At 62.3% G+C, this 24,280-nt stretch carries 24 protein-coding genes, 1 tRNA gene and 1 other RNA gene; 14 read left to right on the top strand and 12 right to left on the bottom strand.

Annotation, left to right across the window (positions count from 1 at the left end; all coding sequences use genetic code 11):
- Positions 1-23 precede the first annotated feature (23 nt).
- The 5 genes from ACZ89F_RS28235 to ffs all read right to left on the bottom strand — a co-directional run bounded on the left by ACZ89F_RS28235 (position 24) and on the right by ffs (position 4,004).
- Positions 24-956, bottom strand: a complete 933-nt coding sequence (locus tag ACZ89F_RS28235; protein WP_352556314.1) for a cell wall hydrolase — start codon at positions 954-956, stop codon at positions 24-26.
- Positions 957-1,207: 251 nt separating this feature from the next.
- Complete coding sequence (locus ACZ89F_RS28240) at positions 1,208-1,615, bottom strand: hypothetical protein (RefSeq protein ID WP_476095271.1); 408 nt, start codon at positions 1,613-1,615, stop codon at positions 1,208-1,210.
- A gap of 15 nt (positions 1,616-1,630) precedes the next feature.
- On the bottom strand, positions 1,631-1,954 hold the full coding sequence (locus tag ACZ89F_RS28245; protein WP_013527931.1) for a YbaB/EbfC family nucleoid-associated protein: 324 nt from the start codon (positions 1,952-1,954) through the stop codon (positions 1,631-1,633).
- Between the two features lie 30 nt (positions 1,955-1,984).
- Positions 1,985-3,802, bottom strand: a complete 1,818-nt coding sequence (locus ACZ89F_RS28250) for a DNA polymerase III subunit gamma/tau (protein WP_476095272.1) — start codon at positions 3,800-3,802, stop codon at positions 1,985-1,987.
- Between the two features lie 105 nt (positions 3,803-3,907).
- Positions 3,908-4,004: signal recognition particle sRNA small type (ffs, locus tag ACZ89F_RS28255), an RNA gene on the bottom strand.
- Between the two features lie 171 nt (positions 4,005-4,175).
- Here ffs and ACZ89F_RS28260 point away from each other — a divergent pair.
- Genes ACZ89F_RS28260 through ACZ89F_RS28270 form a run of 3 tightly spaced genes read left to right on the top strand, consistent with a single transcriptional unit; the run spans position 4,176 to position 5,921 of the window.
- Positions 4,176-4,595: an HIT domain-containing protein gene (locus tag ACZ89F_RS28260; RefSeq protein ID WP_013527933.1), complete on the top strand. Its 420-nt coding sequence runs from the start codon at positions 4,176-4,178 to the stop codon at positions 4,593-4,595.
- A gap of 41 nt (positions 4,596-4,636) precedes the next feature.
- Positions 4,637-5,581 (top strand): NAD(+) diphosphatase, encoded by a 945-nt coding sequence (gene nudC, locus ACZ89F_RS28265; RefSeq protein ID WP_476095273.1) that lies wholly within the window; start codon positions 4,637-4,639, stop codon positions 5,579-5,581.
- A 37-nt stretch (positions 5,582-5,618) separates the two neighbouring features.
- On the top strand, positions 5,619-5,921 hold the full coding sequence (locus tag ACZ89F_RS28270; RefSeq protein ID WP_023811440.1) for a Dabb family protein: 303 nt from the start codon (positions 5,619-5,621) through the stop codon (positions 5,919-5,921).
- Between the two features lies 1 nt (position 5,922).
- On the opposite strand, the gene ACZ89F_RS28275 is transcribed toward ACZ89F_RS28270, so the two are convergent.
- Together ACZ89F_RS28275 and ACZ89F_RS28280 are read right to left on the bottom strand one after the other, a co-directional pair.
- Positions 5,923-6,786 carry a prephenate dehydratase gene (locus ACZ89F_RS28275; protein ID WP_023811441.1) on the bottom strand — a complete coding sequence of 288 codons (864 nt, stop codon included), beginning with the start codon at positions 6,784-6,786 and terminating at the stop codon, positions 5,923-5,925.
- 40 nt (positions 6,787-6,826) lie between these two features.
- Positions 6,827-7,555 (bottom strand): 3-deoxy-manno-octulosonate cytidylyltransferase, encoded by a 729-nt coding sequence (locus ACZ89F_RS28280; protein WP_476095274.1) that lies wholly within the window; start codon positions 7,553-7,555, stop codon positions 6,827-6,829.
- Positions 7,556-7,749: 194 nt separating this feature from the next.
- On the opposite strand from ACZ89F_RS28280, the gene ACZ89F_RS28285 reads away from it, so the two are divergent.
- The 7 genes from ACZ89F_RS28285 to ACZ89F_RS28315 all read left to right on the top strand — a co-directional run bounded on the left by ACZ89F_RS28285 (position 7,750) and on the right by ACZ89F_RS28315 (position 17,199).
- Positions 7,750-8,412, top strand: coding sequence for a c-type cytochrome (locus tag ACZ89F_RS28285; protein ID WP_476095275.1), 663 nt, complete (start codon positions 7,750-7,752; stop codon positions 8,410-8,412).
- Between the two features lie 157 nt (positions 8,413-8,569).
- On the top strand, positions 8,570-10,444 hold the full coding sequence (locus tag ACZ89F_RS28290) for an extracellular solute-binding protein (RefSeq protein WP_476095276.1): 1,875 nt from the start codon (positions 8,570-8,572) through the stop codon (positions 10,442-10,444).
- Positions 10,445-10,458: 14 nt separating this feature from the next.
- Complete coding sequence (locus ACZ89F_RS28295; RefSeq protein WP_476095277.1) at positions 10,459-12,327, top strand: extracellular solute-binding protein; 1,869 nt, start codon at positions 10,459-10,461, stop codon at positions 12,325-12,327.
- 30 nt (positions 12,328-12,357) lie between these two features.
- A complete protein-coding gene (locus tag ACZ89F_RS28300) occupies positions 12,358-13,455 on the top strand; it encodes a microcin C ABC transporter permease YejB (RefSeq protein WP_476095278.1) in 1,098 nt (365 codons plus the stop codon).
- A complete protein-coding gene (locus tag ACZ89F_RS28305) occupies positions 13,455-14,600 on the top strand; it encodes an ABC transporter permease (protein ID WP_476095279.1) in 1,146 nt (381 codons plus the stop codon). Before ACZ89F_RS28300 ends, ACZ89F_RS28305 begins: the two co-directional genes overlap by 1 nt.
- Positions 14,597-16,228, top strand: coding sequence for an ABC transporter ATP-binding protein (locus tag ACZ89F_RS28310; RefSeq protein ID WP_476095280.1), 1,632 nt, complete (start codon positions 14,597-14,599; stop codon positions 16,226-16,228). The genes ACZ89F_RS28305 and ACZ89F_RS28310 overlap by 4 nt, the downstream gene beginning before the upstream one ends.
- A gap of 29 nt (positions 16,229-16,257) precedes the next feature.
- On the top strand, positions 16,258-17,199 hold the full coding sequence (locus tag ACZ89F_RS28315; protein WP_476095281.1) for a 2-hydroxyacid dehydrogenase: 942 nt from the start codon (positions 16,258-16,260) through the stop codon (positions 17,197-17,199).
- A gap of 78 nt (positions 17,200-17,277) precedes the next feature.
- Here ACZ89F_RS28315 and ACZ89F_RS28320 read toward each other — a convergent pair whose 3' ends face one another.
- The 3 genes from ACZ89F_RS28320 to ACZ89F_RS28330 all read right to left on the bottom strand — a co-directional run bounded on the left by ACZ89F_RS28320 (position 17,278) and on the right by ACZ89F_RS28330 (position 19,270).
- Positions 17,278-17,805 carry a P-loop NTPase family protein gene (locus ACZ89F_RS28320; RefSeq protein ID WP_476095282.1) on the bottom strand — a complete coding sequence of 176 codons (528 nt, stop codon included), beginning with the start codon at positions 17,803-17,805 and terminating at the stop codon, positions 17,278-17,280.
- A 65-nt stretch (positions 17,806-17,870) separates the two neighbouring features.
- Entirely contained in the window at positions 17,871-18,233 is a 363-nt protein-coding gene (locus ACZ89F_RS28325; RefSeq protein WP_476095283.1) for a hypothetical protein, read from the bottom strand.
- Between the two features lie 119 nt (positions 18,234-18,352).
- Positions 18,353-19,270 (bottom strand): class I SAM-dependent DNA methyltransferase, encoded by a 918-nt coding sequence (locus ACZ89F_RS28330; RefSeq protein WP_476095284.1) that lies wholly within the window; start codon positions 19,268-19,270, stop codon positions 18,353-18,355.
- A gap of 107 nt (positions 19,271-19,377) precedes the next feature.
- Between ACZ89F_RS28330 and ACZ89F_RS28335 the strand changes: the two genes are divergently transcribed.
- Both ACZ89F_RS28335 and ACZ89F_RS28340 read left to right on the top strand, forming a co-directional pair.
- Complete coding sequence (locus ACZ89F_RS28335) at positions 19,378-20,385, top strand: ligase-associated DNA damage response exonuclease (protein WP_476095285.1); 1,008 nt, start codon at positions 19,378-19,380, stop codon at positions 20,383-20,385.
- A gap of 4 nt (positions 20,386-20,389) precedes the next feature.
- Positions 20,390-21,991 carry a cisplatin damage response ATP-dependent DNA ligase gene (locus ACZ89F_RS28340; RefSeq protein WP_476095286.1) on the top strand — a complete coding sequence of 534 codons (1,602 nt, stop codon included), beginning with the start codon at positions 20,390-20,392 and terminating at the stop codon, positions 21,989-21,991.
- A 7-nt stretch (positions 21,992-21,998) separates the two neighbouring features.
- Here ACZ89F_RS28340 and ACZ89F_RS28345 read toward each other — a convergent pair whose 3' ends face one another.
- The gene (locus ACZ89F_RS28345; protein WP_476095287.1) at positions 21,999-23,138 is read right to left on the bottom strand and encodes a hypothetical protein; all 1,140 of its coding nucleotides are present in this window, start codon (positions 23,136-23,138) and stop codon (positions 21,999-22,001) included.
- A 331-nt stretch (positions 23,139-23,469) separates the two neighbouring features.
- Between ACZ89F_RS28345 and ACZ89F_RS28350 the strand changes: the two genes are divergently transcribed.
- Positions 23,470-23,545: transfer RNA gene (locus ACZ89F_RS28350), tRNA-Thr, on the top strand.
- Positions 23,546-23,615: 70 nt separating this feature from the next.
- Here the strand turns inward: ACZ89F_RS28350 and ACZ89F_RS28355 are convergent.
- Positions 23,616-23,936: a hypothetical protein gene (locus ACZ89F_RS28355; protein ID WP_476095288.1), complete on the bottom strand. Its 321-nt coding sequence runs from the start codon at positions 23,934-23,936 to the stop codon at positions 23,616-23,618.
- A 200-nt stretch (positions 23,937-24,136) separates the two neighbouring features.
- Here ACZ89F_RS28355 and ACZ89F_RS28360 point away from each other — a divergent pair, with 200 nt between their 5' ends.
- A complete protein-coding gene (locus ACZ89F_RS28360; protein ID WP_476095289.1) occupies positions 24,137-24,280 on the top strand; it encodes a hypothetical protein in 144 nt (47 codons plus the stop codon).

The following is a 24,280-nucleotide window of genomic DNA, read 5'->3' on the forward strand; positions in this document are numbered from 1 at the left end:
TTGGGCAGACCATGGAACGCAGATCAGTTGGCTTCGAGCGGCCGGCCCTGGCTGACAATCATCGCGCCGACGGCATCGGTGTTCTCAGGCGTCGACTGGAATCCCATCGACGCCTCTTGCGGCGCGTCCTCGACCGAGGAGATGACCCTTGTCCTTGTGTTCAAGGCTCCGCCAAAACGGGCGGCATCCGGTTCCTCCATCGGCTCCTGCATCGCCACCACCGTCGGCTCCGCCGAGACGCGCGCGGATTTCGCGGTCGGTGCAGCGGCTGCGGTCACATAGGTCTGCTGGGCAGGAGCGGATCGAACGGTTGCCGTCCTGGCCGGACGTACCGGCTCGGCGGATGCGACCAGCGTCACCGGTGCGGCTGACTTGTCGGGCGCCGCCGAGGCAATGGCGACCTGCGGCTCATCCGGCAGCGGCTGCCAGTTGCGGCCGCGCTTCTCATAGAAGGCATTGCCGCCGGCTACCATGGTGTAGTGCATGTTCTTGTAGGGGAAGCGCAGCCCGGCGGTGTGGAAAAACATCGTGTTCTTCAGCTTGGCCTTGCGCTCGCCCTTGAGCACGGCATCGGCGGCTTCCTCGACATCGGGCATCGCGCGCGAATTCATCGGCCTTGTCATGACGCCAGGCGCGAACTGCCCGGGTTCGCCCACCACTTGGCAGATGGTGCTGCCGTGGTTGCCGGAGCGCAGCCGGTTCATCACCACCGTGCCGACCGCGATCATGCCATCGCGGCTCGAGCGGTTGGATTCAAAGAACATCGCCCTTTCCAGGCATTCCTTGTCTTTCGGCGTATGGCTGTAGGACCGGGAGCTCAGGAAACTCGGCGTGATGGCGTCGGTCAGGCTGGCGACGGACATGCCGTGTGAAGTGGTCTGGCTGCAGGCAGCCAAAAACAGGGGTGAAATGACGGCGCCGAGCAACAGCGGCGTCTTCCATCGCGTGGAAATCAACAGGTAACCCTCTCACTTCGTGCCCGCCCCCAGGCTGCGGCAAGAATGAGACACTTTCGGGCAAAATGATGGCCAAAACGTTATTAACAACCCACTGTTGCCAAATTGGTACAATTTCGTGGCTTTCCAGATAGATCGAGCCATCATTTCATAAAAGCGATGACCGCCCTCCCTTTGTTTCGCCGCAATTGCCGAGCGAAAGCGCCAGTTCCTTTTCCAGGGAAACCGCGTCACGATTTTCTGAAACCGGTCTATCGCCCGGCCGCAACCGCTGCCGGCTGGCCAGGTTCGAGCTCCTCGACCTTCTCCGAAAACAGGCCGCGCCGGAGAAACAGCGTCCGCGCATCCCTGGCCGTCGGCGCGATCTTTGCCGGCCAGTCGCTTTCGATGAACTCGGCCCTTGTGAAGTCCGGATTTGTCTCGCTGGCCGCTTCCAGGAATTCGGCGATCTCCAGCACGATGGCGCGCTCGTCCTTCGAAAGCGCCGACGTGCCGGCTTCGATCGACGGGCGATGGACGAAATCCTCGAACAGATTGAAGTAGCCCTTGATGCCGACGAGATCGACGCCGCCGTCGCAGTCAGCCAGGATTTCCAGGATCTCGTAGAGCCTGTTGCGGATACGCTGCTCGATCAATCTTTCGGAGAGCTCTTCGGTCATGGGGCGCGCCGAACGCTAGAAGGGCAATTTCATTCCCGGCGGGATCGGCAGACCTGCGGTCAGCGCCTTGGTCTTTTCCTGCATGATCTGCTCGACCTTGGTCTTGGCGTCATTGTGAGCGGCCAGCACGAGGTCTTCCAGGATCTCGACATCGTCCTCCTTGAACAAGGAGGGATCGATCTTCAGCGACTTCATCTCGAATTTTCCGGTCAGCGTCACGTTGACCAGGCCGCCGCCCGCCTGGCCGGACGCTTCCAGCGTGGCGATCTCGTCCTGCATGGCCTGGAACTTGGCCTGCATTTCCTTCGCCTTGCCCATCAGGCCGAGAAGATCTTTCATGGTCGGGTCCTTTGCGGATTCGTGGCTGGATCAGGTTTCGTCGTCGTCAGCCGGCGGCTCGACCGGCACTTCGGCCTCTGCCGTTTCGGCTTCCGGCGCGTCTGGAATGCGCACGTCGATAATCTTGGCGCCGGGAAAGCGCGCCAGAATGGCGGCCACCGTCGGGTCGCTCTTGGCATCGAGGAAGGCGTTCTCGCGCTTGGCCGATTCCATCTCGGCGAGCGTCTGGCCCCCCTCTTCCTTCGACAGCGAGACCAGCCAACTGCGGCCGGTCCAGGCGCGCAACTTCGTCGTCAGGTCGTTGAGCAGCATCTTGGGCGCGTCGCTGGTCAGGCCGACATCGATACGGCCGGGCTCGATGCGCACAAGGCGGATATAGCTCTTGATCTGCACCTTGAAGGCGATGTCGCGCTGCGCATCGGCCAGGGCAATGATGTCGGCCAGCGATTTCAGCGGGGCCGATTGCGTCTCCACGACCGGTTCCGGAGGAGCAACGAAGGCAACGGGGGCGGGCGTGGTCTCCACAAGCCGCATGGTCTGTGCGCCGCCCGACCCGGCAGGCATGCGCGTCTGCGCCACCGCGCTGGCGCCACCGCCATTGCCGGAACCTGCGGGCGCGCCATTCGGGCGCGGCGCGCCATTTTGCACCGGTGCTGCGCCCTCAAGCGATCTCAACGCCTCATCCAGCGTCGGCAGGTCGGCGGCGTGCGCCAGCCGGATCAGCACCATTTCGGCGGCACTCACCGGCCGGTTGGAGGACTGCACCTCGGGAATGCCCTTAAGCAGCATCTGCCATGTCCGCGACAGCACCCGGACCGACAGCGTCCTGGCGAAATCCGCGCCGCGCTGCCGCTCGTCCTCGGATAGCGAGGCATCCTCGATGGCCGTCGGCACGAAACGCAGCCTGGTGACGAGATGGTTGAACTCGGCAAGATCGGTCAGCACGGCGGCCGGATCGGCGCCGGTATCGTACTGCGCGCGGAATTCGCCAAGGGCTGCCGCAACATCGCCCTTCATCACATGCTCGAACAGGTCGACGATGCGGGCGCGGTCGGCGAGCCCCAGCATCGCCCGAACCGCATCTGCGCTGACGGAGCCGGCGCCATGGGCAATCGCCTGATCGAGGATGGAGAGCGAATCACGGGCCGAGCCTTCGGCGGCGCGGGCGATCATCGCCAGCGCATCGTCGTCGACCGAAATGCCTTCCTTGGCCGATATCGAGGACAGATGCGCGACCAGCGCGCCGGCGTCGATGCGCCTCAGGTCAAAGCGCTGGCAGCGCGACAGGACGGTGATCGGCACCTTGCGGATTTCGGTGGTGGCGAAGATGAATTTGACGTGCGGCGGCGGCTCTTCCAGCGTCTTCAGCAGGCCGTTGAAGGCCTGCGTCGACAGCATGTGCACTTCGTCGATGATATAGACCTTGTAGCGGGCCGAGACCGGCGCGTAGCGCACGCGCTCGATGATGTCCCTGATGTCGTCGATGCCGGTGTGCGAGGCGGCATCCATCTCGATGACGTCGACATGGCGGCCTTCCATGATCGCCTGGCAATGCTCGCCGAGCACGGCAAGGTCGACCGACGGCTGGTCGATATCAGCGGTTTTATAGTTCAGGGCGCGCGCGAGTATGCGCGCCGTCGTGGTCTTGCCGACGCCGCGCACGCCGGTCAGCATCCAGGCTTGGGCGATGCGGCCGGTGGCAAAGGCATTGGTGAGAGTGCGCACCGTCGGCTCCTGGCCGACCAGTTCGGAGAAGTTCGAAGGACGGTATTTGCGCGCCAGCACGCGATAGGCGGCGGCCTTGCCTATCTCCAGGCTTTTTGGTCCCGAATTTCCGGCTTCGCTCATTCGCCCGTAAAGCTCCAAATGGCCGCGCCCGAAGGCGGCCGATTCCTGCGCATAGTCTCGCCCGCGCTGCAATGCGTCGTCAATGTCGCGAGAGGGGCCAATGAGGTGGGAGGCTGGAACAATGACCCGTTCCGGGCTCGTTAGGGCTGCTTCCTTCCGGACCTGACCCGGTTGGCGAGTGGATCGTCCACCACCAACCTCCCGCTTTCCATATCGGCAATTGTGCGACGAAATGCAAGTGCGCCGGAGAAATCGTAAAAATATGGAATTGGCGCACCAAACCGTGAGGGCGCAATGATTCGCTTGCAGCCCTCTTGCCGCCGCTCTAGCGTTCTTGCGTTTGAGGAAACCAAGAAAAGCAAGGGAAACGCCGATGCTGCCGGGCCTGAAGGCCGGATTCACACTGGACGCCCGGCTGGAGGCGGACAGCGAGCAGTTGATGTGGCTTGGGCTGTGCGAACTGCGCGTGATGAACGACCGGCGCTGGCCATGGCTGCTCCTGGTACCGCAGCGGCCGGGTGCGGAGGAAATCCACGACATGACGCCGCTCGACCAGGCTATGCTGACCTTCGAGACCAATATGGTGGCACAGGCGCTGAAGAAGGCGACCGGCTGCACCAAGATCAACACCGGGGCGCTCGGCAACATCGTGCGCCAGCTGCACATTCATGTCATCGCGCGTTCGGAAGGCGATCCCGGCTGGCCAGGCCCGGTGTGGGGGCACGGCCTGCGTGAGCCCTATCAACGTTCCGACCTGCGGCGGTTTGCCGAAACGATCAAGGCGGCGCTATAAGCGTTCCCCGTGTCCATCCCGCAACGTACGCCAGAGTCTCCATGAGCTTCCGCCTGTTTGACGCGCCTTTGCGCGAGCCGAGCCAGTTCGTCGGCTTTGCCGGCAACACCATCGACCGGCAATCCGAGAACCGCGCCGACGATTCCGTCGACAAGGCGCTCGCCGACCCGGCGACAAGGCTGCTTCTGATGAATGGCGGCCGGCTCTATCTGAAACTCGAGGATGGCAATGGTCTCGACCCCTGGTTCGGCGCCGCGGAGAGCGAGCCCTTCAAGGTTTCCCTGGCGCAAGGCGTCCTGCTCGGCTTTTCCGAACAGGGACCGGTGCTGGCGGTGCCGGCCGGCGTCGAGGCCGAGCAATTGCCGGAAACCATCAAGGCCATCGACTATCGTTCGGTCTATATGCAAGGGCTGATCGATGAGGCGGCTGCCGGCGCGATGGCGCAAGGGGCGGCCCTGCTTGCCTGGCATGCCAGCCATCGTTTCTGCAGCAAATGCGGTACCGAATCGCAGATGCGGGCCGGCGGCTACAAGCGGCATTGCCCGAATTGCGGTACCGAACATTTTCCACGCACAGACCCGGTGGCGATCATGCTGACAGCGACACGGGAGAAGTGCCTGCTCGGGCGCGGCCGGCATTTCGCGCCGGGCATGTACTCGGCCCTTGCCGGGTTCATCGAGCCGGGCGAGACGATCGAAGCGGCGGTGCGACGCGAGACGCTGGAGGAGGCCGGCATCCGGCTCGGCCGCGTCGTCTACCACGCCAGCCAGCCCTGGCCGTTTCCCTATTCGCTGATGATCGGCTGCTTCGGCGAGCCGCTCAACGACGATATCCAGGCCGACCTCAACGAGTTGGAGGACTGCCGCTGGTTTGCCCGCGACGAGGTGCGTTTGATGCTGACCAGGGAGCATCCCGGCAATCTGATCACGCCACCGAAAGGCGCCATTGCGCATCACCTCATCCGCGCCTGGGTCGATTCGGAATGATGGCAGCGAACACTGAAAGACATTGCAGGAGCAGGACATGATCCGTCACACCGTCGTTTTCACGCTGAAGCATCCGCCGCATTCGCTGGAGGAAAAGAGGTTCCTCGTCGACGCCAAGAAAATCCTCACAGCGATCAGGGGCGTCACGCATTTCGAGCAATTGCGGCAGATCAGCCCCAAGAACGACTATCATTTCGGCTTCTCGATGGAGTTCGCCGACCAGGCTGCCTATAACAGGTACAACGACCATCCAGACCATGTCGCCTTCGTGCGAGACCGCTGGGTGCCGGAAGTCACGGCGTTTATGGAGATCGACTACGTGCCGTTGGGCTGGGGCTGATTTAATCCGCCACTTTCCACTGCTCACGCGACGCGCTGGCCGGATAGACGCCGAGGATCCGCACTTCGCGCGAGAAGAAACGAAGCTCGTCCAGTGCCAGCTTGACCAGCGGGTCGTCGGGATGGCCCTCGATGTCGGCGTAGAACAGTGTCGCCGTGAAAGCGCCCAGTTGATAGCTCTCCAGCTTGGTCATGTTGATGCCGTTGGTGGCAAACCCGCCCATCGCCTTGTAGAGCGCGGCCGGCACGTTGCGGACGCGGAAGATGAAGGTCGTCATCATCTTGACGTCGGGTGACGGGCGCTCGGCCCATTGCTTGTTCCTGGTCAGGACGACAAAGCGGGTGACGTTGCTGTCGGTGTCCTCGACATTTTGCTCGATGATGTCGAGCCCGTAGAGCGTCGCGGCCAGCGCCGGCGACAGCGCCGCCATGGTGCGGTCCTTGACCTCGGAGACCATCTTGGCGGCACCAGCCGTATCGCCGGCGACGATCGCCTTCCAGCCGTTCTTGCGGATGTATTTGCGGCACTGGCCAAGCGCGTGGATGTGGCTGTGCACCGTCTTGATCTCGTCGCGTTTGACGCCCGGCAGCACCATCAGCTGGAAATGGATAGGCAGGAAATACTCGCCGATGATGTGCAGCTTCGATTCCGGCAGGAGGTGATGAATATCGGCGACGCGCCCGGCAATGGTGTTCTCGATCGGGATCATGGCGAGATCGGCCTTGCCGGTCTCGACCGCGTTGAACGCATCCTCGAAGGTCGGGCACGGCAACGGCTCCATCGATGGATAGACGTTGCGCGAGGCGGTGTCGGAATTGGCGCCCGGCTCGCCCTGGAAGGATATTCTGTTGGTCTTTTCAGGCATGCCGATTCTCTATTCAAGGGACGCTGTTTAAAGGGAATTTTCAGTTCGAAAGGATGGTTCTGGCGCGTTCGAGGTCTTCCGGCGTGTCCACGCCAAGCGGCAGCGAGCGCACGATCTCGGCGTCGATGCGCATGCCGGCCTCCAGCGCCCGCAACTGCTCCAGCCGCTCACGCCGTTCCAGCGGCGACGGCTTCAGCGCGACGAAACGCTCGAGCGCGGCGCGGCGATAGGCATAGAGACCGACATGGTGATAAAGCGGCCCCTCGCCCCAAGGTGCCGTCGCACGGGTGAAATAGAGCGCCCTCAGCCTGGTGCCGGAGAGTGGCGAACCGACGATCTTGACGACGTTGGGATTGGTTTTTTCCTCGTCGCGGACGATCTCGACGCCGAGCGTGGCGATGTCCACCGCGCTATCCTCGAACGGCCTGAGCGATGCGACGATGATCCCGGGATCGATGGTCGGCAGGTCGCCCTGCACATTGACGATGGTTTCGACCTTGCGCTCAGGATCGAGCGCGACCAGCGCTTCGTGGATGCGGTCGGAGCCGGATTCGTGGTCCATGCGCGTCATCACGGCCTCGAAACCGTGCGCGCGCACCGCTTCGGCCACGCTTTGCGTGTCGGTCGCCACCACCACCCGGCCAAGGCCGGCCTCGGCGGCGCGGCGGGCGACATGGACGATCATCGGGGCGCCGGCGATGTCGGCCAGCGGCTTGCCCGGCAGGCGGGTCGAGGCCATGCGGGCCGGGATCAGGATCAGCGTGGACATCTCTGGTGCAAAGCGTCTCAAAAAGTGGGCAGGGAAAGTGGCAAAAGGTCTCACTGGAAGCGCCCTTATAGGTGTTGCAACGCCGCAGCAAAAGACCTAGTTTCCGCCCGATTTGACCGCCTTGGCAGGGTGGGTCACGATACCGACGGACGGAGTGGACGGTTCGGTCCGCCGGAAAAGGGAGCAAGGGGCGTATGGATTCCAACGAAGTCAACAAACTGCTCGCCGGATTGCTCGGAACCGTTTTCGTCGTCTTCTCGGTCGGCATCGTGTCCGATGCGCTGTTTGCATCGCCGGCGCCGGAAAAGCCCGGTTTCGCCATCGAGGCCACGGAGCCAGCCGAAGGCGGTCCGGCCGCGCCTGCCGCCGAAGCCAAGCCGATCGCCGACCTGCTGGCGACTGCCAATGTCGAGCAAGGTGCTGCCGTCTTCAAGAAATGCCAGGCCTGCCATTCGGGCGAAAAGGGCGGCCCCAACAAGGTCGGCCCGGATCTGTGGGACCTCATCGACCGCCCGGTGGCCGAGCATGAAGGCTTTGCCTATTCGGCCGGCATGAAGGAATTTTCCAAGGGCGGCACCGAGAAGTGGACCTACGACAACATCAACCACTTCATCACCTCGCCGAAGAAATTCGTGAAGGGCACCGCCATGGGCTTCGCCGGCCTGCCCAAGGACGAGGACCGCGCCAACGTCATCGCCTATCTGCGCACGCTGTCCGACAATCCCAAGCCGCTGCCGGCGCCGGGTGCTGCCGCCGACGCAACCGCGCCCGCCAAGCCGGCTGAGAGTGCCGCGCCAGCCAAGCCTGCTGCTCCGGCTGCGCCAGCTGCTCCGGCTCCGGCAGCACCGGCCAAATAAACAAATTGTCACCTCGACGATCTTGAAAAAGCCGGGTTCAGCCCGGCTTTTTTGTTAGGAAAACCGCATATGCGGCGACAAAGCCGCGCATGGCGGTTTTCACGAGCGCCAAATCATCTAGATTGCCCATGAACGGGCATTGCGAAGAGGATAGTGCATGACGGTTGGCCGAACGCTTCTCAAGTCGATGCTGGTGGCAGCCCTTCTGGCAGCGGGATTGCAGGCTGCCCGCGCCGACGAATGGCGCACCACCTCATCACTGATCGGCGAATCCAAATACGGCGACAATTTTCAGCACTACGACTACGTCAATCCGAACGCGCCCAAGGGCGGCACGCTGAATTCAGTAGTGCCCGGCACGTTCGACAGCTTCAATCCTTTCATAGCACGTGGCACCCCTGCCGCAGGATTGAACTATCAAGGTGGGCTGCTCTACCAGTCGCTGATGGCGAAATCTCTTGACGAGGGCAGCGTCAACCATCCCGAGATCGCAGAGGCCTACAAATACCCAGCTGATTTTTCATCCGCGACCTATCGGCTCGACCCGCGTGCCAGATGGCATGATGGCCAACCAATAACCGTCGATGACGTGATCTGGTCATTCAATTTCCTGAAGAAGGAAAGCCCGCAGTTCAACCGCTATTTCGCCAATGTCACCGAAGCGGTTGCCGTTTCAGATCGGGAGGTCGAGTTCCGTTTCGACCAGAAAGGCAATCGCGAGTTGCCGCTGATAATGGCGGACGTCGTGGTGCTGCCGAAGCATTGGTGGGAAGGCACCGATGCCAACGGCAAGAAGCGCGACGTTACCCAGCCAAGCCTTGAAATCCCGCTCGGCTCTGGACCCTACAAGATCGAGAGCTTCAAACCCGGTTCGGAAGTCATCTGGCAGCGGGTTCCGGACTTCTGGGCCGCCGACCTGGGCATCAATGTCGGGCGCAACAACTACGACACCCGACGCTACACCTACATTCTCGATGACAACGCCGCGTGGCAAGCCTTCACCAAAGGCGGATATGAGGACATCCAGTCTGAAAACAGTGCGCGGTTGTGGATGACGCGCTACAATTTTCCGGCTCTCAAAGCCGGCGACGTGATCAAGCAGGAGTTCAAGGCGACATCACTCGCCTCGATGCAAGGCTTCATGCTGAACATGCGACGAGCAAAGTTCCAGGATCGGCGCGTGCGCGAGGCGCTAGGTTACGCCTTCGATTTTGAAACCTTGAACCGCACCCAATCCTTCGGCCTCAACACCCGCTCCAACAGCTATTTCATGGGCAGTGAACTTGCTTCAAGCGGACTGCCGCAGGGCAAAGAATTGGATATCCTCAATCAATACAAGGATAAACTGCCGGCAGAACTGTTCACCCAGGAATTCAAGCTCCCGGTCTTCGATAGCCCGAAGGCCGAGCGGCCGTACCTGCGCAAAGCGATTGATCTGTTTGCGGCCGCCGGTTGGAAAATCCAGAACGACCGGATGACCAATGTGAAAAGCGGGGAGCCGTTTACCATCGAGATTCTGGGCTCCGATCAGGGCGCCGAAGCGACGGTCAATCCATTTGTAAACATGCTGGGAAAGATCGGCATCTCGGCTTCGTTCAGAATCGTCGATACCAGCCAGTACATCGCTCGCGTCAATAATTTCGACTACGACGTCATAACTTCCCGGCTATCGCAGTCGGACTCGCCGGGCAATGAACAACGCGAGTACTGGAGCTCGAAGGCAGCCGATACACCGGGCTCCAGAAATTATGCGGGGATCAAGGACCCAGTGGTCGACGCACTGGTTGAACGCGTTATCTTCGCGACGGATCGCGGCGACCTGCTCGCAGCTACCCATGCGCTCGACCGGGTTCTGTTGTGGAATTTCTATTGCGTCCCGCAATTCACCCGATCCGTAACCTGGCTGGCCTACTGGAACAAGTTCGGCATCCCGGAAAAACAACCGACTTATTTAGGTCCGGACATCGATTCCTGGTGGATCGATCCCAAAAAGGAAGCTGTGCTGGCGGCCAAGTACAAGGGCGGCAATTGATGGGGCGGCAATTGATGGCGGCAGTTGCCCGCCGCGATTTCCTTGCAATGAGCGGTGCGGCCGCGGCTGCAGCCCTGTTGCCCGGCAAGGCGTTCGCCGAAATTGCGACCGGCACCAAGCTGCATGGCCTGTCGGCCTTCGGCGACCTCAAATACAAGCCCGACTTCACGCATTTCGACTACGTCAATCCGGATGCCCCCAAGGGCGGCCAAATGAACTTCGCGCCGCCGAATTCGACCCTCAATCAGAGCTTTCTGACCTTCAACACCTTGAACTCACTGGTGTTGAAGGGGGAGGCGCCGCCGCGCACCGAACTCTGTTTCGATTCGCTGATGACAAGCGCGCTCGATGAGCCGGATGCGGTCTATGGCCTGCTTGCCGAGTCCGTTACCCTGTCGTCGGACCGCAACGGTTTCCGCTTCGTGCTGCGTCCTCAAGCGCGTTTCCACGACGGCTCGCCGCTGACCGCGCAAGACGTCGTCTTCGCGCTGAAGCTTTACAAGGACCAGGGCCATCCGAACCTTTCCCAGGCATTGCGGTACATGAGCGACGCGGTTGCGGTCGATCCCGCCACCGTCGATCTCACCCTCGACGGCAAACAGTCGGCGCAAAACATCCTTGCGATCGTGGGGATGCCGATCGTCTCCAAGGCCTTTTATACGGCCAATGATTTCGATGCCTCGACCATGACACCGCCGCTTGGCTCGGGACCCTACAAGATTGGGCGCGTGGCGGCCGGACAGACTGTCGAATTTGACCGCGTCGCCGACTATTGGGGCCGCGATCTCCCGGTGAACCGCGGCCTCTACAATTTCGACCGCATCCGCATCGATTTCTATCTTGACCGGCAGGCGGCATTCGAGGCCTTCAAGAAAGGCGACACGCATTTTCGCGAGGAATTCACCTCACGGGTATGGGCTACCGGATACGACTTTCCGGCGCTGAAGGACGGCAAGGTCGTAAAACGGGAATTTCCCGGCGAGAAGACGCCAGACATGCAGGCTGTCGCGCTGAATCAGCGCCGTCCGCAATTCCGCGATGAGCGGGTGCGGCGGGCGATCGCCAGATGCTTCGATTTCGAATGGATGAAGCGGGCGCTGTTTTACGGCTCCTACGAGCGGTCTCAATCGAACTTCGAACGGTCGGATTACAAGGCCGAAGGCTTGCCCTCGCCTGAGGAATTGGCCCTGCTGGAGCCGTTCCGGGCCGAATTGCCGCCAGAGGTCTTCGGCGAAGCGGTGACGCAGCCGTTCTCCGACGGTTCGGGCCATGATCGCAAGCTGCTGGGCGAGGCTTCGAGATTGCTTGCGCAAGCCGGCTGGAAGCGCGCGGGCAGTTTCGTCGTCAACGACAAGGGTGAGCGGCTGCGGATCGAAATGCTGGCGGAGGATGACGGCATCGTTCGCATCTACACCCCATGGTCCGAGAATATGAAGGCGATCGGGATCGACGCCTCGATCCGGCAAATCGATTCGGCACAGTATGAACAGCGGCAGAGCGATTACGACTTCGATCTTGCCCTGCTGCATTGGTCGATCGGGGCAACGCCGACCAACGACGGCCTGGAGATGCTCTATGATTCCCGGATGGCGAAAACGCCGGGGCAGCGCAACTATCCCGGTACCGAAAGCAAGGCCATCGACGCGCTGATCGTGGCAGCCGGCAAGGCGAAAAGCCGAATTGAACTCGTCACGGCGCTCAGAGCGCTCGACCGGGTCTTGCGCGCGCGGCTGGACTGGATTCCAACATACTATCTGGCGAATCACCGCGTCGCCTATTGGGACATGTTCGGCTTTGTCGAGCAGAAGCCCGATTTCGGCTTTCCGGTCGAGACGCTGTGGTGGTTCGATAAGGGCAAGGCGGCAAAAATTGGCAAAGGCTGAGATGTTCGCTCGAGCAGGGCAAAAGGCCTGATGGGCGCCTATATCCTGCGCCGCATCCTGTTGATGATCCCGACACTGTTCGGCATCATGGCGATATCCTTCGCCGTCATCCAGTTCGCCCCCGGCGGCCCGGTCGAACAGGTCATCGCCCGATTGACCAACCAGGGCGGCAGCGACCGCCTCGGCGGCGGCGGCGGAGACGCGGGTGCCGGCGGCAACTTCGATGTCGCCGGTGACGTCAGTTCGAAATATCGCGGCGCGCAGGGGCTCGACCCGGAATTCATCAAGAAGCTGGAGAAGCAGTTCGGCTTCGACAAGCCGCCGCTCGAGCGCTTCGGCATGATGCTATGGAATTATGCCCGCTTCGATTTCGGCGACAGCTATTTCCGCGACATCTCGGTGCTCGACCTGATCCTGGAAAAAATGCCGGTGTCGATCTCGATCGGACTATGGATCACACTGCTGTCCTACCTGATCTCGATTCCGCTCGGCATCCGCAAGGCGGTCAAGGACGGCACTCCGTTCGACGTCTGGACCAGTGGCGTCGTCATTGTCGGCTATGCCATCCCGGGCTTCCTGTTCGGCATCATGCTGATGGTGCTGTTTGCTGGCGGATCCTTCTGGGACTGGTTTCCGCTGCGCGGCTTGACATCAGACAATTGGGATCAATTGTCTTGGTGGGGCAAGATCGTCGACTATTTCTGGCACATGACCTTGCCGCTGACGGCGCTGGTGCTGTCGGCCTTCGCCACCACGACGCTGTTGACCAAGAACTCGTTCCTCGAAGAAATCCGCAAGCAGTATGTGGTGACGGCACGGGCCAAGGGCCTGTCGGAACGACAGGTGCTCTATGGCCACGTCTTCCGCAATGCCATGCTGATCGTCATCGCCGGCTTTCCAGGCGCCTTCATCTCGGCCTTCTTCACCGGTTCGCTGCTGATCGAGAACATCTTTTCGCTCGATGGCCTCGGCCTGCTCGGCTTCCGGTCGGTGGTCGAGCGCGACTATCCGGTGGTATTCGCCAATCTCTATATCTTCTCGCTTCTCGGGCTGTTCGTCGGGCTGTTGTCCGACCTGCTCTACACCTGGGTCGATCCGCGCATCGATTTCGAGCGGAGAGACGTCTGATGTCGGAGGCTACAGTCCCTGCGGAAGCGACGTCGGAGCGGATCGCGCGGCCGTTTCTGTCGCCGCTCAACAAGCGTCGCCTGCAGAATTTCAAAGCCAACCGGCGCGGCTTCTGGTCGTTGTGGATTTTCCTCGTCCTGTTCGTGCTGTCGCTGTTTGCCGAATTCATCGCCAATGACAAGCCGATCATCGCTTCCTACAAGGGCGAGATCCTGTTTCCGGTGCTGGTCGCTTACCCCGAGGAAAAATTCGGCGGCTTCTATGCCGTCACCGACTATCGCGACCCGGTCATCCAGGACGAGATCAACGCCAATGGCTGGATGATCTGGCCGCCGGTGCGCTACTCCTATCAGACCGTCAACAACGCCATCCCGGAGGCCGCACCAGCTAGGCCGTCCTGGCAGTATGACGCCAAGACGCGCTGCAACCAGTATCCGCAGGGTGCTGCCGACCCGGCCTGCATCGTCGGCAACTGGAACTGGCTCGGCACCGACGACCAGGCGCGCGACGTGCTGGCGCGCGTCATCTACGGTTTCCGCATTTCGGTGCTGTTCGGCCTGATCCTGACTGCTGGATCGGCCTTGATCGGCGTCGCGGCCGGCGCCGTGCAAGGCTATTTCGGCGGCTGGACCGATCTGCTGTTCCAGCGTTTCATCGAAATCTGGTCGGCGATCCCGGTGCTCTATCTCCTGCTCATCGTCGCGGCCATCCTGCCGCCGGGCTTCTTCATCCTGCTCGGCCTGATGCTGTTGTTCTCCTGGGTGGCGCTGGTCGGCGTGGTGCGGGCCGAGTTCCTGCGCGCCCGCAATTTCGAATATGTCAACGCGGCCCGCGCGCTCGGCGTGCCCAACCGCACCATCATGTTCCGGCATTTGTTGCCCAACGCCATGGTGGCGACATTGACCTTCCTGCCCTTCCTGCTGTCAGGCTCGATCTCGACGCTGACCTCGCTCGATTATCTCGGCTTCGGCCTGCCGCCCGGCTCCGCTTCGCTCGGCGAACTGCTGAAGCAGGCGCAGCGCAACCTCAACGCGCCGTGGCTCGGCATTTCCGGCTTCATCGTCATCTCGCTGATGCTGTCGCTGCTGGTCTTCGTCGGCGAGGCCACGCGCGACGCCTTCGATCCGCGCAAGACGTTCAGATGAGCGAAGCACCCCTGCTCAGCGTACAGGACCTCAGCGTCGCCTTCGGCCAGGGCGACGGCCAGTCGACGGCTGTCGACCACATCTCGTTCGATATCGCCAAGGGCGAGACGGTGGCGCTGGTCGGCGAATCCGGCTCCGGCAAATCGGTCTCGGCGCTGTCGGTGCTGAAGCTGCTGCCCTACCCCAGCGCCAGCCACCCGTCGGGAAAGATCCTGTTCCAGGGCGCCGACCTGCTTGCGATGAGCGAGAAGCAGTTGCGGCAGGTGCGTGGCAACAAGATCACCATGATCTTCCAGGAGCCGATGACCTCGCTCAATCCGCTGCACACGATCGAGCATCAGATCGTCGAGATCCTGAAGCTGCATCAAGGCATGGCCGACCGCCCGGCCAAGGCGCGCACGCTGGCTTTGCTCAACGAGGTCGGCATCCGCGATCCGCACAAGCGCCTCGATGCGTATCCGCACCAACTGTCCGGCGGCCAGCGCCAGCGCGTGATGATCGCCATGGCGTTGGCCAACGAACCCGAACTTTTGATCGCCGACGAACCGACGACGGCGCTAGACGTCACCGTGCAGGCGCAGATCCTCGAACTGCTGGCCGGCCTGAAGAGCCGCAAGGGCATGTCGATGCTGTTCATCACCCACGATCTCGGCATCGTGCGCAAGATCGCCGACCGGGTCTGCGTGATGACCAAGGGCAAGATCGTCGAGACCGGACCGACCAAGGAGATCTTCGCCAATCCGCAGCATGCCTATACGCGGCATCTGCTGGCGGCCGAACCGAAGGGCAAGCCGCCGGCGGCCAATGCCGCCGCCAAGCCTGTCATGACCGGCAAGGACATAAAGGTCTGGTTTCCGATCAAGCAGGGCTTCTTCCGCCGCACCGTCGACAATGTGAAGGCGGTCGACGGCATCGATGTCACCGTGCGCGCCGGCCAGACGCTCGGTGTGGTCGGCGAATCCGGCTCCGGCAAGACGACGCTTGGCCTGGCGCTGGCGCGCATGATCTCCTCGACCGGGACCATCCAGTTCAACGGCCGCGACATCAACCAGCTGTCCTTCAACGCCATGCGACCGCTCAGGCGCGAATTGCAGATCGTCTTCCAGGATCCGTTCGGCTCGCTCAGCCCGCGCATGTCGATCGCCGAAATCATCGAGGAAGGCCTGAAGATCCACGAGCCGAAGCTGTCGCCCGACCAGCGCGACGACAAGGTTGCCGCCGTGCTGAAGGAGGTCGGGCTCGATCCGGCGACACGCAACCGCTACCCGCATGAGTTTTCCGGTGGCCAGCGCCAGCGCGTCGCCATTGCACGCGCCATGGTGCTCAACCCGCGCTTCGTCATGCTGGACGAGCCGACATCGGCGCTCGACATGAGCGTGCAGGCGCAGGTCGTTGACCTGTTGCGCAGCCTGCAGGCCAAACACGACCTCGCCTATCTCTTCATCAGCCATGACCTGAAAGTCATCCGCGCGCTGGCCAACGACGTCATCGTCATGCGCAATGGCAGGATCGTCGAAGCCGGCCCTTCCCAACAGATTTTTGAAAATCCGCAAACCGACTATACTCGGGCACTGATCTCGGCCGCCTTCAAGATAGAGACGGCGCCGGTCGGCATCGTCAGCGAGTGATTTGCCTAAAGAGGGACGAGAAGATCGCAATGGAAAAAGGCCGCATCCTGCTTGCCGTCACCGGCTTTCATCCGCAGCGCTGGCGCGAACTCCTGTCGGCCGAACGCGAGGTGGTGCTGGAGCCGGACGGCGCCAGCGACTCCTCGATCACCTATGCCGTGGTGTGGAAGCAGAAGCCGAACATTCTGGCGTCGCTGCCCAATCTGCGCGCCATCTTTTCGATCGGCGCCGGCGTCGACCATATCTTCGCCGATCCCGGCCTGCCCGATGTGCCGATCGTCAAGGTCGTCGCCGACAACCTCACCCAGTACATGACCGAATATGTCGTCTGGCGGGTGCTCGACCATCACCGCCAGGGCCTGCTCTACCGGTCACAGCAGCCGAAGAAGATCTGGCACGAGCCACAGCAAAGGCCGGCCGGTGACATTTCGGTCGGCATCATGGGCCTCGGCAGTCTCGGCCGCGCCGCAGCCTCGGTGCTGCTGTCGCTCGGCTTTGCCGTCAATGGCTGGTCGCGCAGCGACAAGGCCATGGAAGGTGTCGCAACCTATTCCGGCGAGGCCGGGCTGATCCCCTTCCTCAAGGCGACCGACATCCTGGTGGTGCTTTTGCCGCTGACGCCGGACACCAAGGGCATCATCAACTACGGCGTGCTGAAGGAATTGAGGAAGCGCAACGGCCTCGGCGGCTCGGTGCTGATCAATGCCGGGCGCGGCCGCCTGCAGAAGGACGCCGACATCTTGCGGGCACTGGACGACGGCACGCTGAAGGAGGCAAGCCTCGACGTGTTCGAGGTCGAACCGCTGCCGAAGACCAGTCCGCTGTGGGGACATCCAAAAGTGTTCGTGACGCCGCACGCGGCGGCGACCTCCGACCCTGTCCATCTGGCGCCGATCATGCTGCGCCAGATGGACGCCTTCGAGCGCGGCGAAAAGCTCGACAATCTGGTCGACCGCAAAGCGGGGTATTAGAGCAATTCCAGGAAAAGTGTGAAACGGTTTTCCGTCCGGAATTGCGTCAAAACAAAGAGTTAGAGCCAGGACAAGGCCTCATCGGGCCAGGTCCCACTCCCGGAAGCATTTCTTGATTGCCCGCAGTGACGATAGCTGCACCTTTGGCAGATCGAGCTGCTCGAACATCGCCAGGTATCGGTGGCGATTTTTCGGTGTGGCCACGGTGATATGGTGGATCATATCCCATTTGATGCTGTCGTGCCCGCCCTCCAAGGCACCGCGCCTCTCCCGCTCCAGCAACGTCCGCCGAAAATAGCGCAACAAACTTGCAGGCGTGGAAATGTCCAACAGGATCAGTCCCGTCGCTCGCAGAAAGCGTTGGGGCATGCAAACCGAATAATTTCCATCCATCACCCAACGCTCGCCGGCGATAGCGGCGTCATGCAAGGCAATGAATTCGTCCCTTGGGCGCGCTTCCCAATCCGTGTTCGGGAGATGGAAGAGCTGATCGAGGTGAACAATCGCCAGATCACGCTTGCGGGCAATCGCGTCGGCGAGGGTCGACTTGCCACTGTTGGAGGGCCCCAAGATACATATGCGGTCCCCGAGCTCCGAGAGATGCATCCGATCGCGCGCCCTGCAAGGTGGTTTGTTGCCTGTGATTCTCGACCCGTGGCGGCCTCGGATCTTCAACCAGGCAGGGCGAGCTTCTTCTGCTTGTCCGGCTGGCCGCATTCGCGGCGATCGATCGACCGGTTCATGGCATCGATCTCGCCGCTCGCCTGATCGGTATCACGCTTGGCCTTGGAGCGCATGTCCGGCGTGAACGGGCCGAAGCCCATCGCCGGATTGGAGAATGTCGGCTTGGCCTTCGCCGGAAGGCTGTATTGCTGCGCCAAGCCGTTGCGCTGTGCCAGCAACTGGTCGCACGGCACGCTGTCATACTGCAGGGAGGACTGTATGTTCGCGTCCTGCCGTTCCGACATCGATGTGCCGCCAACGCAGCCGGCGGTCACCAGGCAAGATGCCAAGATCATCATGTTCCAGCGCATCGACTATGCTCCTTCTGATATCCCGCCCTGATGCGACCAGATCGCAAATATCAGTCGCGCATGCAAATCGGACGTTTTCGCAGCACGGATGTATATGAGCCCGACGAGAGATTGCAGCCTCAAGCCGCCGGCAGCCTGCCTGCCACAACGACCAGCCCGTTGACGGGTTCCCGCCGATCCTGCCGGATCACGGTTGTTTCCAGCGACAGGACCGAGAACCCGTTGGCAGCCAGGACGTCACGCACATGGTGTTCCGCATGCGCGTAGCGGCGCGATGGCTGCAAGACAAAATCGCCATCGCCGGCCAGCTTCTCGACGGAGAACGCGAAAAGGCCATCCCTGGCCAGCAAGCCGGCAATCGTCTTCACAACGCCGCCCAACGCGCCGACATAGATGAAGACATCGGCCACCGTCACCAGATCGGCTTTCGGACCGGCATGGACAAAATCCCGCAGATCGGCCTTCTCAAGGAAATCATAGGCGCCCTTGGCGCGCGCCTGCTTCAGCATCCTGGCTGAAATGTCATACCCCTCCAGCCGATCGGCGATCGGCCGCAGCCTTTGCCCCATCAGGCCGGTGCCGCAGCCGAGATCCAGCGCCAGCGGGAAGCGCCCCGGCCTTGCCGTTCGAATGGCCTGATCGAGCAACTCGGGCAGCCGGTAGCCCAGTCTGTCGACCAGTGATTCATCGAAGCTCTCGGCATAGTGGTCGAACAAGGTCTCGACGAAGGCACTGGGGAGCGCATCGAGCGTCGGCGCCTTGCCGATCAATTGCAGATTCAGTGCAGCGCCTTGATGATCGGATGGATCGAGTTGCAGCGACATCGTCCAGGCTTGTGCAGCCAGATCCGGTGCACCCGCCGCCTGCTGCATCTCGCCGAGGCGAAACCAGCCCATCGCCCATTGCGGCGTCATTTCCAGCGCACCGAGCAGCAATTCCGCCGCTGCCGCATGATCGCCATCCGCATGCAGCATCTCGGCATAATCGGCGCGGCGATCGGCGTTCAAGTCACCGGACGAGGCCTGAAGCGGTTTCATGGCGATGGGGTCCTGCCGACGGATCGAGCCGGCGGTGCTGTATGCGGGAGTCAGCAGTCACTTACAACAGGCTTCCCGCAGCGGAATTATATCCTATCTAGGGGATCATGCGCGCCAGCGACCTGCTTCATCCCCGGCCCGAGGGCCTCTATTGCCCGCCGGGCGATTTCTTCATCGACCCGGTGCGGCCGGTCAATCGGGCACTGATCACGCATGGCCATTCCGACCATGCGCGCTCCGGCCACAGCTCGGTGCTGGCAACGCAGCAGACACTCGACATCATGGGCCTGCGCTATGGCGAGGATTTCGCGGGAACAACGCAAGCGACACAGCTCGGCGAGACGATCACCCTCAACGGCGTCAGCGTCAGCTTCCATCCGGCCGGCCATGTGCTGGGCTCGGCGCAGATATCAGTCGAGCATCAGGGCACGCGCATCGTCGCGTCCGGCGACTACAAGCGGCGCAAGGACGCGACCTGCGCGCCATTCGAACCAATCCAGTGCGATGTGTTCATCACCGAAGCGACCTTCGGCCTGCCGGTGTTTCGCCACCCACCCGACACAGAAGAGATCACCCGCCTGCTGAAATCGGCGGCGCAGTTTCCCGAACGCTCTCATCTGGTCGGCGCCTATGCGCTGGGCAAGGCGCAACGGGTGATGCGGCTGCTGCGCGACGCCGGCTACGACAGGCCGCTCTACATCCATGGCGCGCTGGCCAAACTCAGCGAGTACTACCAGAGCCAAGGCATCGACCTGGGCACGCTCGAACCGGCAACGGTGGAGGGCGGCGGCCAAGACTTTGCGGGCGCCATCGTCGTCGGCCCGCCATCGGCCTTCGCCGACCGCTGGGCGCGGCGCTTTCCCGATCCGATCTCGTGCTTTGCCTCGGGCTGGATGCGCATCCGCCAGCGCGCCAAGCAAGGCGGCGTCGAACTGCCGCTGATCATCTCGGACCATGCCGACTGGGACGAACTGACCGCAACCATCAAGGAGACCGGAGCCGAGGAAATCTGGGTGACGCATGGCCGCGAGGAAGCGCTGGTGCGCTGGTGCGAACTCGAAGGCATCGCGGCGCGACCGCTGCATCTGGTCGGCTACGAGGACGAGGGCGATTGATGGCATGAACCGCTTCGCCGAACTTCTCGACCGCCTGGTGCTGACGCCGTCGCGCAACGGCAAGCTGACCTTGCTGACCGACTATTTCCGCAGCGTCGAGGATCCCGACCGTGGCCTGGCGCTGGCCGCCATCACCGGCGACCTCAACATCGCCGCGGTCAAGCCGGCGATGCTGCGCACGCTGGTCACCGAGCGCATGGATCCGGTGCTGTTCGGCTATTCCTACGACTATGTCGGCGATTTGGCAGAGACAGTCTCGCTGGTCTGGCCACAAACGCCTGGAAACATCCCGAACCACGAGCCGACGCTTGGCGAGGTCGTCGCGAAACTGCAGGCGGCAAGCCGTTCCGACGGCCCGAAGGTGCTGGCAGGGCTGCTCGATAGCGCCGGCATCTCGGCGCGCTTTGCCATCATCAAGCTGGTCACCGGCGGGCTGCGCATCGGCGTTTCGGCGCGGCTCGCCAAACAGGCGCTGGCGGATTTCGGCAAGGTCGACATCGCCGAGATCGAAGAGCTCTGGCACGGGCTATCGTCGCCTTACACCGAGCTGTTCGCGTGGCTGGAAGGCAAGGCCGAAAAGCCCCGGAATACGGCGATGGCGTTGTTTCGCCCGGTGATGCTGTCGAACCCGGTTGGCGACGGCGATCTCGAAAAGCTCGATCCGGCGGATTATGCCGCCGAATGGAAATGGGACGGCATCCGTGTCCAGGCGGTGGCCGAAGGCGGCATCCGCCGGCTCTACTCGCGCACCGGCGACGATGTTTCAGGCGCCTTTCCGGACCTCGCCGACGCCATGCATTTTTCCGCCACGCTGGACGGCGAGTTGCTGGTCGGCGATCCCCGGGAGGCAACGGGAACGTTCTCGGATCTGCAGCAGCGGCTGAACCGCAAGACGGTGGCACTGAGGATGCAGCAACAGTACCCGGCCTTCATGCGCTGCTACGATGTGCTGCAGATCGGCGATGAGGATTTGCGCGCGCTGTCGTTTCGCGAGCGGCGCGGCCGCCTCGAAACCTTCGTGAAGACCCTCGACCCGAGCCGCTTCGATCTGTCGCCATTCGTCGATTTCACGGACTGGCAGACGCTGGAGGAGCTGCGCAGGGCGCCGCCGCACCCCATCATCGAAGGCGTGATGCTGAAGCGCTGGGATTCGGCCTATGTCGCTGGCCGCCCGAAAGGCCCGTGGTTCAAGTGGAAACGCGATCCGCACACGGTGGATGCGGTGCTGATGTATGCGCAACGCGGCCATGGCAAGCGCTCCAGCTTCTATTCGGACTACACGTTCGGTGTCTGGTCGGGTGCCGAAGGCGAGGAGGAACTGGTGCCGGTCGGCAAGGCCTATTTCGGCTTCACCGACGAGGAGCTGAAGCAGATCGACAAATATGTCCGCGACAACACGGTCGAGCGTTTCGGACCGGTGCGCTCGGTGCGGGCCGACCGCGACAACGGCCTGGTGCTGGAAGTCGCCTTCGAAGGCCTCAACCGCTCGACCCGGCACAAATCCGGCGTCGCCATGCGCTTTCCCCGTATTTCGCGGTTGCGCTGGGACAAGCCGGCCAATGAGGCCGACCGCATCGAGACCCTGCAGGCGCTGCTCGACCGCTAGAGCTGTCCTACGGCTCGACCGAAACCCGGATCTCGTAGATGTCCGCGGCCTTGCCCTGCTTGTCGAAGTCGGAATTGATGGCGATCGTGCCGGCCGAGCCCGGACGCTTGTCGGGAAACTGCACGTCGAACAGATATTCGTTCTGCTGCTGGCCGACCGCGTAGCGCTTGCGGCCGCAGTCGCCGAGTTCGCCGAAATTGCAGTCGACGGAAATCTGCGTCTCCTTGCCTTCTTCGGAGCGGGCAATGATGTCGAACACGGCATGTTTGCCGGCTAGCTTCTCCAGCACGCCCTGTCCGACATCGAAGCTGATCGCCGAACCGGACGCGCCGGAACGGATGCGCAGGAACGAACCGGTATCGTCCTTCATCACCTCCGCCTTGGCGTCCGACGGGGCGCTGACATGCGACGCATCGGCCGGCGAAAACACGTTGATCCAGTCGCGCGCCTGGTCGGCGGCACCGGGCTTTGCCGGGCCGCCGTCGGCCGGTGCGAAATCGTCGTCGTCGACGGTCGGCGGCGCTTCGGGCGGGGCGGTATCAAGCTGCGCCTGTGTCTTGAACACGCCGGTCTGCACGGCGAAAAACAGGCCGATGCCAATAGCGGCAAGCAGCGTCACGGTCAGGAAGATGGCGGTCAGCGGCAGGCGACGCCCTCGAATGCGCCGTTCATCGCGATCGGGCGCCACTTCAGTCGCCGCGCCGGCCGAGGCCGGAGCCGACATGTCGATGGCCGGAGCGTCGGCAAGAGTGGCGTCCGGCATGATGTCGGGAACGACGGGCAGCACGCGCGAGCGCGGCGCATCGGAAGCGGATTGCACGGGGGCATCGACAACGACAGCGGGGGACGGTGCCTCTTGGCCGGTCTCGACTGCTGACGCCGCGCCAGCCCCAAGCTCGACCGCTGGTGCCTCGCCTGGCGGGCCGACATCCGGCACCGCCGGCAGGAATTCGGATTCGATTTCGGTGATTTTCGCCTGGATCGCCTTGCGGCGCTTGATGGCGACTTCCACGGTCACGCCGGGATTGGCCTGGAGCGCGCGGTCGAGCGCGGCAAAAGCCGAGCGATAGACCCGTTCGCGGAACGCGCGGTCCTCGGCGTTGCCTCTCTCCAAGGCGTTCCGGATCGCTTTTTCGATCGCGTCCAAGCGGGTCCCTCTGTCCGTTCGCCAACCTTGCCGTGATCGTTAGCCGTAGGCGACCAATCAATCAACGGGCGAGCGACGCATTCTGCCTTGGAGAGGTGTCCAAAGTCCATGCCGGCGCTGTTACGGCAACAAAATCAGCATGTTTCATCGATTTTCACGCGCAGGAAGGCGGGCGCCGTGCGGAGCACGACTCGGCGACCGGTCGGCAAACAACGCGGCGGCCGGCTTTCGACGGCGGCACGACATCCTCGCATGAATTGCCAAGTCCCATCTTGAATTCGCGGCCGGTTGCGTCTATCACCCCCGCATCTTGGAGGCCTTGGCCTCCTGGGCCGCTTTAGCTCAGTTGGTAGAGCACCGCATTCGTAATGCGGGGGTCGCGTGTTCGAGTCACGCAAGCGGCACCAACAATTTCACATCTTTCATCGTCCTTGGCATCAAGCATCTCGTGCTCCCGCGCGCACACTCTGCCTGCTGTCACGACCCCTTGCCTCTTTGGACATCTACAGGCGCCAGCGAACCACCTTCCTCGACGAGTGTTTCGGCGATGTATTCCTTGAGGTCGCCGACTTCATCCTGGATATCTTCCGCGGCGATGCCTTCTTCTTGCGCATCGGCGATGCACTGGCTGGCGAGTTCCTCAGCAGCGTCGACACCAACCGGCACGATGGTCGGCTTCTCGATCACGTGCTCCTCAATCCAATCCCCAACAAAATGGGCGGCGCGATTGACGATGAGGTCGGCATCCACGGACAGGCCCCCCTCGGCTTTGAGATCATCCTTGGTCAACGCTTTCATGGGATTTACCGTTTGATGGAGATCACCTTCCAACGCCCATCATTGCCAAAAGATGCACGAACTCGGTGAGAAATCTTTCTCACTGCGCACGCCGATCAAACGTTGGCGACGCTTGATTCGGGATCGCGGGAACAGGGTGCCCTGCCCTTGCGTTTATCGGGCACGCTTCGGACATCGGTTCGGGGACATGGAGGCGGGCTATGAGAGATTTGACGTCCGACACACCGGTCAACGTGCGTCTGCGCGAAGGCGCCGAGTGGGCGGAGACCAAACGCAACCGCACCGCGAAGGCTTCGGCATTGGCAGCCCATGCGGGCATCCTGGTTGAACGTGGCGCTGAGTAA

This window comes from Mesorhizobium sp. USDA 3734, assembly GCF_056279665.1.

Bases quoted from the DNA above. Each gene is read 5' to 3' on its own strand.
- ACZ89F_RS28240 (WP_476095271.1), bottom strand. From the start codon at position 1,615: ATGACCGAAGAGCTCTCCGAAAGATTGATCGAGCAGCGTATCCGCAAC.
- ACZ89F_RS28245 (WP_013527931.1), bottom strand. From the start codon at position 1,954: ATGAAAGATCTTCTCGGCCTGATGGGCAAGGCGAAGGAAATGCAGGCC.
- ACZ89F_RS28250 (WP_476095272.1), bottom strand. From the start codon at position 3,802: ATGAGCGAAGCCGGAAATTCGGGACCAAAAAGCCTGGAGATAGGCAAG.
- ACZ89F_RS28260 (WP_013527933.1), top strand. From the start codon at position 4,176: ATGCTGCCGGGCCTGAAGGCCGGATTCACACTGGACGCCCGGCTGGAG.
- nudC (WP_476095273.1), top strand. From the start codon at position 4,637: ATGAGCTTCCGCCTGTTTGACGCGCCTTTGCGCGAGCCGAGCCAGTTC.
- ACZ89F_RS28270 (WP_023811440.1), top strand. From the start codon at position 5,619: ATGATCCGTCACACCGTCGTTTTCACGCTGAAGCATCCGCCGCATTCG.
- ACZ89F_RS28275 (WP_023811441.1), bottom strand. From the start codon at position 6,786: ATGCCTGAAAAGACCAACAGAATATCCTTCCAGGGCGAGCCGGGCGCC.
- ACZ89F_RS28280 (WP_476095274.1), bottom strand. From the start codon at position 7,555: ATGTCCACGCTGATCCTGATCCCGGCCCGCATGGCCTCGACCCGCCTG.
- ACZ89F_RS28285 (WP_476095275.1), top strand. From the start codon at position 7,750: ATGGATTCCAACGAAGTCAACAAACTGCTCGCCGGATTGCTCGGAACC.
- ACZ89F_RS28290 (WP_476095276.1), top strand. From the start codon at position 8,570: ATGACGGTTGGCCGAACGCTTCTCAAGTCGATGCTGGTGGCAGCCCTT.
- ACZ89F_RS28295 (WP_476095277.1), top strand. From the start codon at position 10,459: ATGGCGGCAGTTGCCCGCCGCGATTTCCTTGCAATGAGCGGTGCGGCC.
- ACZ89F_RS28300 (WP_476095278.1), top strand. From the start codon at position 12,358: ATGGGCGCCTATATCCTGCGCCGCATCCTGTTGATGATCCCGACACTG.
- ACZ89F_RS28305 (WP_476095279.1), top strand. From the start codon at position 13,455: ATGTCGGAGGCTACAGTCCCTGCGGAAGCGACGTCGGAGCGGATCGCG.
- ACZ89F_RS28310 (WP_476095280.1), top strand. From the start codon at position 14,597: ATGAGCGAAGCACCCCTGCTCAGCGTACAGGACCTCAGCGTCGCCTTC.
- ACZ89F_RS28315 (WP_476095281.1), top strand. From the start codon at position 16,258: ATGGAAAAAGGCCGCATCCTGCTTGCCGTCACCGGCTTTCATCCGCAG.
- ACZ89F_RS28320 (WP_476095282.1), bottom strand. From the start codon at position 17,805: ATGCATCTCTCGGAGCTCGGGGACCGCATATGTATCTTGGGGCCCTCC.
- ACZ89F_RS28325 (WP_476095283.1), bottom strand. From the start codon at position 18,233: ATGCGCTGGAACATGATGATCTTGGCATCTTGCCTGGTGACCGCCGGC.
- ACZ89F_RS28330 (WP_476095284.1), bottom strand. From the start codon at position 19,270: ATGAAACCGCTTCAGGCCTCGTCCGGTGACTTGAACGCCGATCGCCGC.
- ACZ89F_RS28335 (WP_476095285.1), top strand. From the start codon at position 19,378: ATGCGCGCCAGCGACCTGCTTCATCCCCGGCCCGAGGGCCTCTATTGC.
- ACZ89F_RS28340 (WP_476095286.1), top strand. From the start codon at position 20,390: ATGAACCGCTTCGCCGAACTTCTCGACCGCCTGGTGCTGACGCCGTCG.
- ACZ89F_RS28355 (WP_476095288.1), bottom strand. From the start codon at position 23,936: ATGAAAGCGTTGACCAAGGATGATCTCAAAGCCGAGGGGGGCCTGTCC.
- ACZ89F_RS28360 (WP_476095289.1), top strand. From the start codon at position 24,137: ATGAGAGATTTGACGTCCGACACACCGGTCAACGTGCGTCTGCGCGAA.